This window comes from Geobacter argillaceus (assembly GCF_007830735.1).
Lineage (GTDB): Bacteria > Desulfobacterota > Desulfuromonadia > Geobacterales > DSM-12255 > Geomobilibacter > Geomobilibacter argillaceus.
Map to the genome: position 1 here is coordinate 155,037 of NZ_VLLN01000003.1, position 14,744 is coordinate 169,780.

At 60.5% G+C, this 14,744-nt stretch carries 14 protein-coding genes; 7 read left to right on the forward strand and 7 right to left on the reverse strand.

Features of this window, described 5'->3' with window-relative positions:
* Positions 1–81: 81 nt before the first annotated feature.
* Together queA and JN12_RS03630 are read right to left on the reverse strand one after the other, a co-directional pair.
* Positions 82–1,113: a tRNA preQ1(34) S-adenosylmethionine ribosyltransferase-isomerase QueA gene (queA, locus tag JN12_RS03625; RefSeq protein WP_145018310.1), complete on the reverse strand. Its 1,032-nt coding sequence runs from the start codon at positions 1,111–1,113 to the stop codon at positions 82–84.
* A gap of 3 nt (positions 1,114–1,116) precedes the next feature.
* On the reverse strand, positions 1,117–2,229 hold the full coding sequence (locus tag JN12_RS03630; protein ID WP_145018313.1) for a SpoIID/LytB domain-containing protein: 1,113 nt from the start codon (positions 2,227–2,229) through the stop codon (positions 1,117–1,119).
* Between the two features lie 413 nt (positions 2,230–2,642).
* Here JN12_RS03630 and JN12_RS03635 point away from each other — a divergent pair, with 413 nt between their 5' ends.
* From JN12_RS03635 to JN12_RS03655, 5 genes are all read left to right on the forward strand, one after another.
* On the forward strand, positions 2,643–4,715 hold the full coding sequence (locus tag JN12_RS03635) for an HD domain-containing phosphohydrolase (RefSeq protein ID WP_145018316.1): 2,073 nt from the start codon (positions 2,643–2,645) through the stop codon (positions 4,713–4,715).
* A gap of 151 nt (positions 4,716–4,866) precedes the next feature.
* Complete coding sequence (locus tag JN12_RS03640) at positions 4,867–5,829, forward strand: ABC transporter ATP-binding protein (RefSeq protein WP_145018573.1); 963 nt, start codon at positions 4,867–4,869, stop codon at positions 5,827–5,829.
* A complete protein-coding gene (locus JN12_RS03645) occupies positions 5,826–6,827 on the forward strand; it encodes an ABC transporter ATP-binding protein (protein WP_145018319.1) in 1,002 nt (333 codons plus the stop codon). The genes JN12_RS03640 and JN12_RS03645 overlap by 4 nt, the downstream gene beginning before the upstream one ends.
* Positions 6,828–6,893: 66 nt before the next feature.
* Entirely contained in the window at positions 6,894–7,166 is a 273-nt protein-coding gene (locus JN12_RS03650; protein ID WP_145018322.1) for an ArsR/SmtB family transcription factor, read from the forward strand.
* 66 nt (positions 7,167–7,232) lie between these two features.
* A complete protein-coding gene (locus JN12_RS03655; protein WP_145018324.1) occupies positions 7,233–8,417 on the forward strand; it encodes a class I SAM-dependent rRNA methyltransferase in 1,185 nt (394 codons plus the stop codon).
* Between the two features lie 18 nt (positions 8,418–8,435).
* On the opposite strand, the gene JN12_RS03660 is transcribed toward JN12_RS03655, so the two are convergent.
* The 4 genes from JN12_RS03660 to nudC form a co-directional block, all read right to left on the reverse strand.
* Positions 8,436–9,242, reverse strand: coding sequence for a methyltransferase domain-containing protein (locus JN12_RS03660; protein WP_145018576.1), 807 nt, complete (start codon positions 9,240–9,242; stop codon positions 8,436–8,438).
* On the reverse strand, positions 9,235–10,062 hold the full coding sequence (locus tag JN12_RS03665) for an alpha/beta fold hydrolase (RefSeq protein WP_145018326.1): 828 nt from the start codon (positions 10,060–10,062) through the stop codon (positions 9,235–9,237). The genes JN12_RS03660 and JN12_RS03665 overlap by 8 nt, the downstream gene beginning before the upstream one ends.
* 17 nt (positions 10,063–10,079) lie before the next feature.
* Positions 10,080–11,270 (reverse strand): 8-amino-7-oxononanoate synthase, encoded by a 1,191-nt coding sequence (gene bioF / locus JN12_RS03670; RefSeq protein ID WP_145018328.1) that lies wholly within the window; start codon positions 11,268–11,270, stop codon positions 10,080–10,082.
* 64 nt (positions 11,271–11,334) lie between these two features.
* Complete coding sequence (gene nudC / locus JN12_RS03675) at positions 11,335–12,198, reverse strand: NAD(+) diphosphatase (RefSeq protein WP_145018330.1); 864 nt, start codon at positions 12,196–12,198, stop codon at positions 11,335–11,337.
* A 128-nt stretch (positions 12,199–12,326) separates the two neighbouring features.
* Here nudC and JN12_RS03680 point away from each other — a divergent pair, with 128 nt between their 5' ends.
* Complete coding sequence (locus tag JN12_RS03680) at positions 12,327–13,022, forward strand: DUF3047 domain-containing protein (RefSeq protein WP_145018332.1); 696 nt, start codon at positions 12,327–12,329, stop codon at positions 13,020–13,022.
* On the opposite strand, the gene JN12_RS03685 is transcribed toward JN12_RS03680, so the two are convergent.
* A complete protein-coding gene (locus tag JN12_RS03685) occupies positions 13,019–13,369 on the reverse strand; it encodes a YtxH domain-containing protein (protein WP_145018334.1) in 351 nt (116 codons plus the stop codon). The genes JN12_RS03680 and JN12_RS03685 overlap by 4 nt on opposite strands.
* Positions 13,370–13,536: 167 nt before the next feature.
* Here JN12_RS03685 and JN12_RS03690 point away from each other — a divergent pair, with 167 nt between their 5' ends.
* The gene (locus tag JN12_RS03690; protein ID WP_145018336.1) at positions 13,537–14,640 is read left to right on the forward strand and encodes an NAD(P)-binding domain-containing protein; all 1,104 of its coding nucleotides are present in this window, start codon (positions 13,537–13,539) and stop codon (positions 14,638–14,640) included.
* The last annotated feature ends 104 nt before the right edge of the window (positions 14,641–14,744 follow it).

Genomic DNA, 14,744 nt, shown 5'->3' on the forward strand with positions numbered 1-14,744 from the left:
TATGGTTCCGTAGGGGCGGGGTCTCCCCGCCCTGGTGTTTCCCCGCCCTGGTCGCGGGAACCGCGCCCCTACGAATCAACGTCAATAGATGAACATGGCGTCGCCGTAGCTGAAAAACCGGAAGCGGCGCCTGATCGCCTCCTCATACGCCGCAAAGACCATATCTTTACCGGCGAAGGCCGACACCAGCATGAGGAGCGTCGACTTCGGCAGGTGAAAGTTGGTCAGCAGCGCATCCACCACCCGAAACCGGTAACCGGGGTAGATGAATATATCCGCTTCCCCGGCGCCGGCCCGAACGGTCCCATCCTCGCGGGAGGCATGTTCCAGCGCCCGGGTCGTGGTGGTGCCGACCGTGACAATCCGCCCGCCTTCTCTCTTGCGTCGCGCCACCTCCCGGGCCGTCTCCTCGGGAATCCGGTAGAATTCCCGATGCATCCGGTGCTCCAGGATATTGTCGACGCGGACCGGCTGAAAGGTACCGAGCCCCACATGAAGCGTAAGGGTGGCGACCGTTACCCCGCGGGATCGGACTGCATCCAGGAGCTCCGGGGTAAAGTGCAGCCCTGCAGTAGGTGCGGCCACGGCCCCGGCCTGGCGGGCAAAAACGGTCTGATACCGCTGCCGGTCATGCGCCCCGGCCCCCCGCCTGATGTACGGGGGGAGCGGCATCTGGCCGTGCCGTTCCAGCCAGTCGGAAAAGGCCTCTGCCGGTGCAAAGGAAACGGTCCATGTCCCTTCGTCAACCTGCGCCGTCACGGTGGCGGTCATCCCGTCGGCGAGCAGGATGCACGTGCCCGGCCGGGACGGTTTGGAAGAACGGAGCAGACAGAGCCAGCACTCCCCCTCTTCCGGAGTTCTGCGCACCAGGAAGATCTCCACCCGGCCGCCACTCTCCTTCCGGCCCAACAGCCGTGCCGGAATGACCCTGGTATCGTTCAGGACCAGGAGATCGCCACTGTTGAGCAGATCGGGAAAGGCCGAGACGGTTCTTTCGTCGAGCGCTCCGGACGCCCGGTCGAGCAGCATGAGCCGGGCCGTGTCCCGCCTGGCCAGGGGCTCCTGGGCAATCAGCTCCGCAGGGAGCTCGTAATCGAAGTCGTCAAGCCGCATCGGTCAGTCGCTGTAAAGCTTTACCAGCTTGGTGCCGGGATAGTAGTAACTCAGGATCTCCCGGTAGTCGAAACCGTCGCTGGCCCGCTGCTTGGCCCCCCATTGGCACAAACCTACGCCGTGACCGTTGCCGACACCGCTGAAGATCAGTTCGTCAGCCCGGGAGTCGATCCGAAACCTGGTGCTCTTGATGACACCATAACCAACCGCCTTGCGAAACATCACTGCCGGAACCGGCAGATTGCCGCGCGCAGTCACCAGCACAACCTGCTCCAGTCTGCCACTCGGGTTGCTGCTGCCGGCCCTGATCTCCTTCAGACCGGAGGCCTGAATGCCGGCAACCTTGAGGAGCCCCTCCACCTTTTTCAGCGGCAAGGTTGCGTCCCAGCGCGCTGCAGTGGCTTCGGTGCAGTAGGCACAGGCAACACCCTGGAGATAAGGAAAAGAACCACCCCAGACATTGGCAGCGGATTCGGTATGTCCGCCGCAACTGGAATGGTAAAACGCCTGGATCACTTTATTGTTATACGTCAGGACCTCTCCCGTTGTTTCCTGGACCCCACGGGCCGCCCGACTGTCCTCAATACCAGCGCCGTCGTAGACCTGATCGAGAACGCTGGACTCCAGATGATACAAGGCATACCTGCGGGCCTCCATCTGGTACAGGGCATATGAACGGGCGATCACCGCCTGGGCCTTTATCGCGTCAATCGGCCATTGGGACGATATCTCGCAGTTGATGAGGCCGATCAGATACTCTTCCAGGGGGAGTTCGTTGACGACCACCCCCCCCTTGTCAGCGGGAATCAGTTCCACCAAGCCACGGTACTTTTTACCGTTCACGAGCATGGTGGCGGGAGAAGCCAGGGTTACCCCCCGCACGGTCTTTCCCTGCACCGTCACCCCCCCCTTCACAAACCGCATCTGGGCAGGCAGGGTGATCCTGAGGGGCATCCGCTGCTCATCGGTGACCAAAACGCCATTGCCATCCAGGCGAATGACGTCAGCACCTTTGAGAATGGCAACCCGCACGGTTTCCGGCCGTAAAGGGGCAGCTGTCGCCGGGTGCACGACACACAACAACAGTGCCGCCAATATGCATAAATGGTACCTCACACTACCATCCCATCCCTGAAACTTGCTGATAAAATCACAAACAGCCCGTGGCGTCAATGTTTTTCAAACAAATCTAACGATAGGTATTTTCGATATCTATGACCATCCGAATTCCAGCGACCTTTGGCAAGCTGCTTGCTTAATCTGTTGTGAACAGAAGCGATCAGATCCCCTGAGAACATAGTTTGCAGGCCCGCACCGAACAGTGAAAAAGCAACCAGTAACACTCGTAACACACTGAAGCAACAAAACTAAGATGTAACACAACAACAAGTTTACCGGGCCAATTGCACACCCATATGACAACCAACTCATTACAGTCAACCAACCGACATCGCCATTAATTGATTTTAACCGCTAACGCGCTAAAATTACTAGTCAAAGTGAGATTTTTTTCTTAGCATACGGAATCCATGAACTCATTAAAAATAAAAATCCTCGGATTGACCTGCTCGATCGTGGTAGCCATTATCGCCGTTGCGGGCCTGTTCGCTTACAGCCTGCAAAAGGATCTGGTCAACGGCATTACGGAACGGAACACCCTCCTTCTCACGGAAACCATCAAGAACAGTGTTGCCGATGCCATGCGCAGCGGCCGCTCCGACGACGTTCGCACCATATTGTCCCGGATCAGGTCCCAGGAAAACATCACCTCGATACGCATCGTCGGTCCCGACGGCAAGATTCTCAACTCGGCAAACACCGAAGAGATCGGTCACCCGATCTCCCCTGCCGAATTGGACCATCTCAAATCCGGGAACACCAGTGCGTTGCAGCGTCCCAACGCATTTACCGCGTCCGCTCTCATACACAACGGCCCCACCTGTCACACCTGCCATGACTCCAATGCCGACACGCTCGGCATACTTCAGGTGGATGTGTCCCTCAACTACCTGGAATCCTATCTGACCAGCGTTAGACAGAGCTCGCTCATCACCACCGCCAGCATCATCCTGCTCATCATCATCACGATCTCGGTCGCGCTGATTTATTATGTAGACCGACCACTCCGTCAACTCATCCGCTCCATGCAATTAGTGGAAAAAGGTGATTTTTCCAGCCAGACTTCCCTTCACAGCAGCACGGAAATGCGACTGCTCTCCGACAATTTCAACCATATGGTGGTCCGCCTGAAAGGTCTCATGGACACCGCCATCTCCCACGAGCGGGAACTGGCCCTCGCCCAGAGCAAGCTCTCCCATCATCGGGACATTCACCAGATGAACCAGAAACTGGAAGAACAGATTCTGGAGATCGAAAACCTGAACGTCGCCCTGGAAGAGCGGATCGAAGAAATCGAAGAGGCAAACTATAAAATTGCCGACCTGGCCGGCGAACTGGAAGACAAGAACACGGTCCTGGAAAAGACCGTCTCCAAACTCTCCACCCTGTACAAGGTAGGTTTGGGAATCAACTCCACCATGGAACCGGCAAAGCTCTTCGATCTCATCGTCAACACCACCATGGAAACACTGAACGCCCAGATCGGCTACATCGTCATCTATGACCAGCAGGGGGAGCAACTGCTCGTATCCTCCCTGTTCGGGCACAGGACCATTGGCGAAGGGAAAACCTATATTCCGATGAAACCATCCAGCGTCTCGGCGTGGGTCATCGAAAACGGCAAGCCACTGCTCATCTCCGACATCAACGACGCCCCCCAGTTCGACCGTTTCAGCTCCCTCGGCTATGAACGGAAGACCCTCATCTGTGTCCCGCTGGCCACCAAGGACGAAATGGTCGGCACCATTACGGTCGTCAACAAGAAGGACAATTCGGTCTACACCAACGAAGAACTGGAGTTGCTGACAACCATCGCGGCCCAGGCGAGCATTGCCATCAAGAATGCCCGGCTCTACGAAGAACAACAGAGAACCTACATGAACACGATTCACGCCCTGGTATCGGCCATCGAAGCGAGCGACAGCTACACACGTGGTCACTCGGAACGGGTCACCCGCTACAGCGTTGCGCTGGCGAAAAAGCTGGGTCTCCCCCAGGAACGGCTGAAGATCATCGAGCGCGCCGCCATCCTGCACGACATCGGCAAGATCGGGGTCGACCTGACGCTCCTCCACAAGCAGGGAAGGCTGACCGCCGAGGATATCATTGACCTCCAGCAGCATCCGGTCATCGGCATGAAGATTCTCGAACCGATAGAGTTCCTCACCGACGTCCGCCTCTGCATCGGCCAGCACCACGAACGCTTCGACGGACAGGGCTATCCCAATAATATTCCCTCGGAACAGTTGCTCCTGGAATCGCGGATTCTCGCCATCGCCGACTCATTCGATGCCATGACCAGCGACCGGCCTTACCGGAAAGCACTCCCCCCCGAACAGGCAATCAAGGAGTTGCAGGATAATGCCGGCAGCCAATTCGATCCTGCGCTGGTCCCTCACTTTATCGAAATCGTGCAACAAGGAGAGATTCAGATCCTGCATACCGAAGATGACCGCCCCCTGATGTCCGTAGCCCACGCCTGACGGGATCACTGCCTGACGTACAACCTGTTTGCCCCTCTCACCAAATAGTGCTATAACCTCCCATCAGTCCCGGGGACCCGCAGACTCCCCGCGCGGTACCGCCAGGGATGATGCTCACACCATCACATTGAGACTGAAAGTGCGGCCAACGTTGAGCTCTCTTCTGGAAGTCAAACAGCTGGCAACCCACTACATTCTTCCCCGCAGTGTAGTCAAGGCGGTGGACCGGATTGATTTTTCCCTGAATGAGGGTGAGACACTGGCCCTGGTCGGAGAATCGGGGTGCGGCAAGAGTGCCACCGCCTATTCGATCATGGGGCTGGTTTCCCCTCCCGGGAGAATCGTTGCCGGTGAAATCCTGTTCCAGGGAACCGACCTCTGTACCATCTCACCGGAAGAGCTGCGCCAGCTCAGGGGAGACCGCCTGGCCATGATCTTCCAGGAGCCGATGACCTCGCTCAACCCGGTACTCACCACCGGTTTTCAGATCGCCGAAGGGCTGAGACTCCACCGTGGCCTTTCGGCCAAGGAAGCACGGGGAGAAGCGGTGCGCCTGCTGGACCAGGTGGGCATTCCGGCGCCGGTAGAACGCTACAACGCCTATCCCCACCAGATGAGCGGCGGCATGAAGCAACGGGTGATGATCGCCATGGCGCTGGCCTGCCGGCCCCGGCTGCTCATTGCCGACGAGCCGACCACCGCCCTGGATGTCACGATCCAGGCCCAGATCCTGGAACTGATCGATCAGCTGAAACAGCAGACCGGCATGAGCCTGCTCCTGATCACCCACGATCTGGGGATCGTTGCCGAACGGGCCCATGCAACGGCGATCATGTACGCCGGCAGAATCGTCGAACAGGGGAGCACCAAAGAGATCCTCACCAATCCCCTGCACCCTTACACCAGGGGGCTCCTGGCCTCGCTCCCCCAAGGAGGACGCCCCGGTGAGCCACTCGCCACCATTGCCGGCCAGGTACCGTCGCTGTCGATGGAACTTCCCGGCTGCGGCTTTTGCGACCGGTGCCCCGACCCGACAGGCCAGTGCCGGGTCGAGCGCCCGCCTGTGCTGGAACCGACTCCCGGACACCGGGTAAGCTGCTGGAAATGTCTATGAACGCTCCACTCCTGGAAGCTGTCAACCTTACCAAGCATTTTCCGGTCACGGCAGGACCGCTGGCACCACGGCAGCTGGCACGGGCCGTCGACGGGGTCTCGTTTCATCTGGCCCCCGGCGAAACCCTGGGTCTGGCCGGCGAATCGGGGTGTGGCAAGTCCACCATTGCCCGGCTCCTCATGGGACTCATTCCGCCAACCGATGGCGAAGTCCGCTTTGAAGGCAGTCCACTTCCCAACATGGGGAAAACCGGGCTGGCAACATTCCGGCGCAACGTCCAGATGATCTTCCAGGACCCTTTTTCTTCCCTCAACCCCAGACAGCGGATCGGCGACATCATCGGCGAGCCGTTGGCCATCCATGGCATTGCCGCCGGCAACCGCCGGCAGGAGATGGTGCTGACCCTGATGGCACGGGTGGGGTTGACCGAGGAACAGTTCCACCGGTACCCACATGAATTCTCCGGCGGGCAGCGCCAGCGGATCGGCATCGCCCGGGCTCTGGCAGTATCCCCCCGCCTGATCGTCGCCGACGAACCGGTCTCTGCCCTGGACCTCTCCATCCAGGCCCAGATCCTCAACCTCCTCCTGGAACTGAAGCGGGAGCGTTCGCTGTCCTTTCTCTTCATCGCCCATGACCTGTCCGTGGTCCGCCACATGAGCGACCGGATTGCCGTGATGTATCTGGGCAGGATCGTCGAAATCGGCACGCGCGATGCCGTCTTCGCCCACAATTGCCACCCGTACACGGAGGCGCTGCTGGCGGCCGTACCCCACATCACGCCGACTGATCGCCCGACCGGTCCGATCCTGCGTGGCGACATACCCTCCCCCCTGGCGCCACCTGCCGGCTGCCCGCTCCACCCCCGCTGCCCTTATGCCCGCGACCTGTGCCGACGGGAGATCCCGCCCCTGGAGGACAAGGGTGGCGGGCATCTGGCCGCCTGCCACTTCAGCGGCGAAATCTATTCAGCAAAAGAGCTTTCTGTTGACAACTAAGCGTTTTCTCATATATAGAAGCTGCGAACTTTTTTTATTTTCGTTCAGCAATGGGGCATTGTAGCCATGGACTTTACCATCAGCAGGACATTCGAGCAGGAAGCCGAAATACTCAAGGTGCTCGGACACCCGATCAGGCTGAAGATCGTGGCCGGGCTCTGCACCCAGGAGTGCAACGTCAAGCATATCTGGGAATGTCTCAACCTTCCCCAGGCAACCGTGTCCCAGCACCTGGCGCTCCTGAAGAACAAGGGGATCATCGAGGGGAAGCGGGACGGGGTTGAGGTCTTCTATACCGTTGTCCACCCCCTGGCCCGCAAGATCGTCGACATCATCTAGCCTCCTCCCTCACCGCCACGCACCCAAAATCCCCGCCAAGGGGATTTTTATTTTCAGGAGCAACCCATGCCCGTCACAACCACCATTATCCTTGGCCGCGGCGAAGAGCGGCGCGTCAGGGGAGGCCACCCCTGGGTGTTCAGCAACGAAATCCGCGAGATGCGAGGCGACCGGCAACCGGGAGCGGCTGCCGAATTCCTCTCAGCCGGCGGCGACTTCATCGGCATCGGCTACTACAACCCCCACTCCCTGATTGCCGGCAGGATTCTCACCCGTACGCGTGACGACATCGACACGGTCGGCTTCTTCCGGCAGCGCTTGACTGCTGCCCTCGACTATCGGCACGCCCGCTACCCAATGTTGGAAACCTTTCGCCTGGTGCACGGCGAGGGGGATCTGCTTCCCGGCCTGGTGGTGGACAAGTACGGCGACTTCCTGTCAATGCAGTTCCTGACTTGGGGAATGGAGACCCGCCGGGAGCTGATCTGCACCGCGCTCACCGACCTGCTGAGGCCAAAGGGGATTGTGGCCCGGAACGACGTGGCCGTGCGGAACCTGGAAGGGTTGCGGGAAACGGTGGAGGTGATTACTGGGGAGATCCCGGAGATGGTGGAGATTACCGAAAACGGCCTTCGCTTCAGCGTCGACCTGCTCGGCGGCCAGAAGACCGGCCATTTTCTGGACCAGAAGGAAAACCACCTGCTCCTGAAGCCGCTGGTGGCAGGGAAAGAGATGCTGGACTGCTTCTGCTACGCCGGCAGCTGGGGGGTGCACGGTGCGGCCTTCGGCGCCCGATCGGTGACCTGCCTGGACATCTCGGCCAAGGCCACAGCCCTGGCCGCGCAGAACGCCGCCCTGAACGGTGTCGGCGACAGGGTGACCGTCGAGACGGTCGACGCCTTTGAGCGGCTGCGGAGCCTGAAGCACGAAGGCCGCCGCTTCGGGGTGATCGTCATGGACCCGCCGGCATTTGTGAAAAACAAGAAGCAGCTGAAAGAGGCGGAAAAGGGGTACCTGACCGTCAACCGCCGTGCCATGGAGCTCCTGGACGAGGGCGGCTGCCTGATCACCTGCTCCTGTTCATTCCATATGCAGCGGGAACAGTTCCGGGAGATCCTGGGACAGGCGGCTCGCCAGGCCGGCCGCAGCATGCGGCTGCTCGGGGTGCACAGCCAGGCTGCGGACCATCCGGTGCTGCTGGCCGTACCGGAAACCGAGTACCTGAAGTGCGTGGTGCTGCAGGCTCTGTAGCCTGCCGCGCCAGGCGACCTACTCCCCAATCCGCGCCACTCCGTAGATAACCTCGTAGGTAGCCGGAATGGCTCCTTCCACGGCATACTCGCGCTGGTAGTGGTCCATCATGGCCAGCATCACCCGCCGCTCCGCCAGGCCACGGCCGGGAGCCTGCACGGCATTCCCCGCCCCTATGTTCCTGATGGCCCGTACCAGGTGTGCAACGTCCGGGTGGATCTCTATCTCCAGTTCCGAAACGAGGGATTCCCGTGTAAAGCCGGTAGCGCTCAGAGCGGATGAGACGTCGGCCATGCTGCTGAAGCGCTGGGTCCGGTCAACGGCTCCCCTGCCGACTGCCGCCACCGCGGCCCGGTAGGAGGCGCGCAGCTCGAACAGGGTCTGTTCGCCGAACAGGGCAAAGCAGAACCGTCCGCCCGGCCGGAGTACGCGCCGCACCTCGTCAAAGGCCTGCTCCAGGCTCTCCAGCCACTGCATGGTGGAGGTCGACACTACCAGATCGAGACAGGCATCGCCGAGGGGAAGCGCTTCGGCATCGGCCGTAACAAAGTCCACCCGGTCGTTCCCCGCAAGCCGCTCCCGGGCGGTCATCGCCATCCCCGGGGCGAGGTCGAGCCCGGTCAGCCGAGCCATGGGATAGCGGTCCGCCAGTTGCTGCAGCAAAACGCCGGTGCCGGAGCCGATGTCCAGTACCCGGGCGATTCCGCTCCCTGCCGGCAGGAGGGGGGTAAAACGCTCCAGCACCCGCTTCTGGACCACGGCATGGCGGTCATAGTCACCGGCCCGGGCATGGAACGAACTGCGGACCCTCCTGCGGTCAATCACCTGCATAGACCCTCTCCAGGAAGCGGACGAGAAACGGATCGAACAAGGCGGGACTTGAGATGAACGGGGCATGGCCGTATCCCTCCAGCAGTACCAGGGTGGCATCGGACAACTGCCCGGCCATGAAGTGGGATGCACCGGGGAGACAGATGCTGTCGGCAGTCCCGTGCACGAGAAGAGCAGGCCGATCTATTCCGGCCAGTTGGTGACGCTGGTCGGCCCCGGTGAGGGCTGCCAGCGCCTTCACCGCCGCCTCCGGTTCAGGCCGGCGGCCGGGAATGACGATCTCCCGCACCACCCGCTGGTACTGCTCACCCACCAGTTCCCCTTCGGCGAACATCGCCTTGAAAAAATCCCCCATGGTCCGGGAATAGTCGCGCTTCAACCTGAGCGCCATTCCCCTCGCCTCGACCGGCGGCAGGCCGAACGGGTAATCGTCGGTAGCGGTAAAGCGGGGAGTTCCCCCCACCAGGACCAGAGCCGCGACCCGTTCCCGCAGTGCCGGGAACGCCTCCAGCACCACCTGCGCCCCCATGGACCAGCCCACCAGGGTCGCCCCCTCCAGGTCCAAGGCAGTGAAGAGTGCAACCAGATCAGCGGCAAAATCGGCCATGCCGAGTGACGGTGCCGATCCCTGACCGGAACGGCCGTGACCCCGCAGGTCAGGAACAATTACCTGCCAGTCATGGGCAAAGGTTTCGGCCTGGAAATGCCAGACCCGGCCGCTCATGGCCCAGCCATGGATGAAGACCAGCGGCCGGCCGCGGCCGGCGGTCTCATAAAAGAGTTGTGTGTTGTCTGCAGCAGTAATAACGGGCATGGACCGGTCCGGGAAGGTCAGCCGATGACGGCCAACTGCCGACCGATGCGGATGATTGCAGCAAGGGCGGCGGAGAGCTCTTCGTCGCTGTGGGTGGCCATCAGGGTGCAGCGGAGCCGGCAGCTGCCGGCCGGCACCGTGGGGGGACGAATCCCCTGGACAAAGAAACCTTCCTCCAGCAGGAGGCGGGAAAACTCCATGGTAGGGGCAGGTTCCCCCACCAGGACCGGCACGATCTGGGTGGCACTCCCCATGGTATCAAAACCGGCCCCGGCAAGGGTTACCCGGAACTGTCCGGCATGCCGCGCCAGACGCTCCCTCAGCATGGCGCCTTCCGGGCTGTCCACCAGATCGATGGCGGCCAGGGACGCCGCCAGGACTGCCGGCGGCAGCGAGGTGGAGAAAATGTAGCTTCGGGCCTTGTTGCGCAGGTAATCGACAATCTCGGCAGAGGCGGCGGCATAGGCGCCGAAGCTCCCCAGCCCCTTGCCCAGGGTTCCCATCTGAACATCCACGTCGCCGGCCACGCCGCACAGCTCAACGCTTCCCCGCCCGCCGGCGCCGAGAACGCCGGTGCCATGGGCGTCGTCCACCATGAGCAGGGCGCCGAACTCCCGCTTTATGGTTGCCAGTTCCTTGAGCGGCGCCAGATCGCCGTCCATGCTGAAGACGCCGTCGGTGACGATCAGTTGCCGGCCCCGCCCCCGATTCTTTTCCATCAACCGGCGCAGCGCGGCCATGTCGTTGTGGGTGTAACGGACCACCTCGGCCCGGGACAAAAGACAACCGTCCACGATGCTGGCATGGTTCAACCGGTCCGAATAGACCGTATCACCCCGCCCCACCAGGGCCTGGATAATACCCACATTGGCCGGATAGCCGCCGTTGAAGGCAATGGCCCCTTCGGTTCCCTTGAAGCGGGCCAGCCGCTCCTCCAGTGCACGGTGGAGTTCCATGGTGCCGGAGACCAGGCGGGCCGCACCGCTGGATACCCCAAAGCGTTCCACGGCACTGATGGCGGCCTCCTTGAGGCGCGGATGATCCGCCAGCCCCAGGTAGTTGTTGGAACAGAGCAGCAGGACCTCGCGGCCGTCAAGGGAGACATGGCTTCCCTGGCTTCCCGCCACCAGGCGCTCGCGGCGATGGAGCCCGCGCTCCTTCAGGTCGGCCAGTTCAGCGGCGAATGTGTGAAATGATGCATCGGTCATGATAGTCCGCTTGTAGCACAATCAGCCGCATTCGTCAACCTTGCCGAACAATACGGTTAACAAGCTAGCTTTCACTATGAAATGCATATCTGTCGATGATCCAGCGGGCAATGCTCCTTTTGGGGGGAATATGTTCGGGCATCTCCGTCGGGCAGAACCAGCGGGCATCCTCCAGTTCCTTATGGTCAACCCTCAGCTCGCCACCGGCATAATCGGCGACAAACCCTGCCATCAGCTGGCTGGGAAATGGCCAGTTCTGACTCCCCACATAGCGTACCCCGGTCACCTCGATCCCGGTCTCCTCCCGCACCTCCCGATGCACGCACTCCTCCAGCGATTCGCCCATATCGAGAAAGCCGGCAACCAGGCCGTAGCGGCCCGGCGGCCACTCGGCCTTCCGCGTCAGGAGAAATTCGTCATGACGCCGGATAAGGACGATGATGCAGGGGTGAATCGCGGGAAAATGCTCGTGACCGCAGCCATCGCACCGCATCCCCCAGTTGCCGGAATTCGCGGAAAGAATGGCGCCGCACCTGGAGCAGTGACGGCTCTGCTGCTGCCAATGGAGCACCTGCTTGGCAAAGCCGCCCAGGGTGAGGAGGGTGTCGGGTATCCGCTCTTCAAACGCGTTGAACGGCTCGCAGAGCCATCCCGCCGGCAGTTGGACATCGCGGCTTATGGCGCGGGCAAAGAGGGGCGCTCCCTGCCAGGTCCCCAGTGGGACGGGTGGTGCATCACCAACAGTGGCGGCTCCGCGGCCGGCCGGGAGCGCCGGGCCGTGTTCTCCGGGAACCAGGACCAGCCCATTCCCCTGAATCAGCAGCCAGAAACCGTCGCCGGACGGCGGCACGGCACCGGGCATGGCAGGGACAAAATCTTTGGCGATAATCGTATGATTGAACGGCAGATTGACCGAGTCGGGATACATGGGAACCTCCGGTGAATTCAAAGTTTCATTAGGATACCAACAGTCGGTGCGACTTGAAAGAGGCGATTTCAATTTACCCAGGTTGTGCTATGCTTGCCCAACCAATCTTACCCCGAGGATACCTATTCATGCAGTGTATATCTCCGTTCCGTATACTGACGTTCCTGACGTTCCTGGCAGTTGCGGCCGGTGCCGCAGCATCCGAATTGAAGATCGGCACCTTTTCCGAAAACGACCTGAGCGGCTGGGAAGAGAAGGTGTTCAAAGGGAATACCGTGTACACCCTGGTGCCGGAAAACGGCCGGACCGTCCTGCAGGCCCAGAGCAAGAAAGCCGCGTCAGGGCTTGTCCGCAAGATGACCATCGATCTGAAGAAATTACCGATCCTCCGCTGGTCGTGGAAGATACAGGCCCCGCTGAAGGGTGAAGATGTGACGGTAAAGAAGGGTGACGACTTCGTGGCCAGGGTCTACGTGGCGTTTCCCCGCACCTTTTTCTGGCGAACACGGGCCATCAACTATGTCTGGTCGGCCAGGATGCCCAAGGGGAGCTCGGCGCCGAGCCCCTACACGAAGAACATCATGATTCTGGCGACCGAATCGGGAAGCGACAAGGCGGGAACCTGGGTGAGCGAGGAACGAAACGTCTATGATGACTATCGGCAACTCTTCGGCGCCGAACCTCCTGCTGTTGGCGGGGTGGCGGTCATGACCGACACCGACGACACGGGCGAGGAGGCTACGGCCTGGTACGGCGACATCACCATGCACGGCAAACAAAACGGGGCGCCCCACGAGCGCCCCGTTCCGAACAACCAACATTAACCGATCAGCTTGGCCAAGCGGCTCTTCTGTTTTTCCAGTTTCTGCTGTCCGTCCTCGATGACGTTGAGCAGTTCCCGCTTGGCGTCGTAGGCCAGGTCCTTCCCCTTGTCCAGGATCTCCTCGGCCTTTTCCCCCACGCTTTCCACCATATCGTGCACACTGCCGGAAAAATCGTCGATCACATCACCGGCACGGCGCTTGACCTTGTTGGTATAGCGGGCAATGTCCCGCCGGGTTTTCCTGCCGGACTGGGGGGCATAGAGCAGCGCCACGCCGGCACCGATGATACCGCCCGCCACAAGCATGAGAGCACCGACAACCGCAACGTTATTGTTCCTATCTTCCATGGTCGCATCCTCCTGTCAACTGTTCTGGTGAGATTGTACCGGAAATTCCCCGGGTGTAAACAGCCGGATTGCAATCTGTCTTGCCTGATAAACGGCATTATTGCCTTAATTAACCAACGGAGTATAGTAGCTACATCGCCATTGTCCAGTATCGCGAGGAGTAATCCATGTCAAAGATCCACGATGTACTGATTGTCGGCGGCGGCCCGGCCGGGGTGGCTGCCGCCTACCTGTGCCACAAATACGGCCTGTCCTACCTGGTACTCGAATCAGGCAAGACGGTTTTCCAGGGAATCGCCAATACCTACCCGGAAGGAAAGCACGTCTACGCCTCGAAACCGAAAGATGCGCCGGAACCCTTCCTGGTCGATGAGTTGCGGCCACCCGACAAACCGGTGACAGTCGAAAGCTACATCCAGTACGTGCAGCACTTCGTACAGCATGAAAACCTGAACGTCCGGACCGATGTGGCGTTCGAGGATATGAGGGACGAACGCGACTGCCTGGCCGTCATCACCAGCCACGGCACCTTCAAAGGGAAAAAGGTTGTCCTGGCCTTTGGCAGCAACATCCCCCGCGAGCTCTCGGTCTACGGGGATGCCAAGATGGTGGCCAAGTCCCTGGAAGACGCCGCCAAGTATGTCGGGGTCAGAACTGTGGTGATCGGTGGCGGCAACACGGCGGCAGACGTTATCATCGCCATTCTCAAGGCCAAGCGTCAGGCAAACGACACGCATCCGGTCTACTGGGCCCATATGGCCGAGACCTTTGACGTCAACAAGGAAACGGCCCAGCGACTGGGCGAAGAGATCCTCCTGGGAGGCAACATCCGGTTACTGCCGGGAGCCACCCCGCGCATCGGCGAAGTGGACGAAGAAGGTGTCGACCGCCTGGTAATCCGGATCAACGAGTTCAAACAGGAGGACGGCATCGAGATCTACCATGCCATGAGCTTTCCGATGAAACATGTCATCGCCTGCATCGGCTCCCAGGGGCCGGTGCCGATCTTCGACAAGCTCGGCATCCAGACCATCGCCTGTACCGCCGGGGTCTGCAAGATCGCCAAGGAAGGGGATCGGCTGGTACTCCTCACTTCTGAATTCGAGTCGACCCGCAAGGGGGTATATGTCGTCGGCGGAGCGATTTCGCCGTCTTTCATGAAAATCAGCGAGGGAACGATTCAGGAAGAACGGCACCCCAACCTGATCTACACCGCCATCAACGATGCCTACCACGTAATGACGGCGATCAAGGGGAAACTGGGCAAATAACCCGACCAAACCGGGCGGCCACTGGCCCCGCCACCTACCGAAATAGTCCGATATTTTCACCGTGGATACCCGGATAATTGTTATTGCAAGATTTGCTGGAGGTA

Excerpts from the sequence above, each read along its gene's own strand:
- JN12_RS03655 (WP_145018324.1), top strand. The coding sequence starts at position 7,233 with ATGCCCGTCACAACCACCATTATCCTTGGCCGCGGCGAAGAGCGGCGC.
- JN12_RS03635 (WP_145018316.1), top strand. The coding sequence starts at position 2,643 with ATGAACTCATTAAAAATAAAAATCCTCGGATTGACCTGCTCGATCGTG.
- JN12_RS03665 (WP_145018326.1), bottom strand. The coding sequence starts at position 10,062 with ATGCCCGTTATTACTGCTGCAGACAACACACAACTCTTTTATGAGACC.
- JN12_RS03645 (WP_145018319.1), top strand. The coding sequence starts at position 5,826 with ATGAACGCTCCACTCCTGGAAGCTGTCAACCTTACCAAGCATTTTCCG.
- JN12_RS03685 (WP_145018334.1), bottom strand. The coding sequence starts at position 13,369 with ATGGAAGATAGGAACAATAACGTTGCGGTTGTCGGTGCTCTCATGCTT.
- queA (WP_145018310.1), bottom strand. The coding sequence starts at position 1,113 with ATGCGGCTTGACGACTTCGATTACGAGCTCCCTGCGGAGCTGATTGCC.
- JN12_RS03690 (WP_145018336.1), top strand. The coding sequence starts at position 13,537 with ATGTCAAAGATCCACGATGTACTGATTGTCGGCGGCGGCCCGGCCGGG.
- JN12_RS03680 (WP_145018332.1), top strand. The coding sequence starts at position 12,327 with ATGCAGTGTATATCTCCGTTCCGTATACTGACGTTCCTGACGTTCCTG.
- nudC (WP_145018330.1), bottom strand. The coding sequence starts at position 12,198 with ATGTATCCCGACTCGGTCAATCTGCCGTTCAATCATACGATTATCGCC.
- JN12_RS03650 (WP_145018322.1), top strand. The coding sequence starts at position 6,894 with ATGGACTTTACCATCAGCAGGACATTCGAGCAGGAAGCCGAAATACTC.
- bioF (WP_145018328.1), bottom strand. The coding sequence starts at position 11,270 with ATGACCGATGCATCATTTCACACATTCGCCGCTGAACTGGCCGACCTG.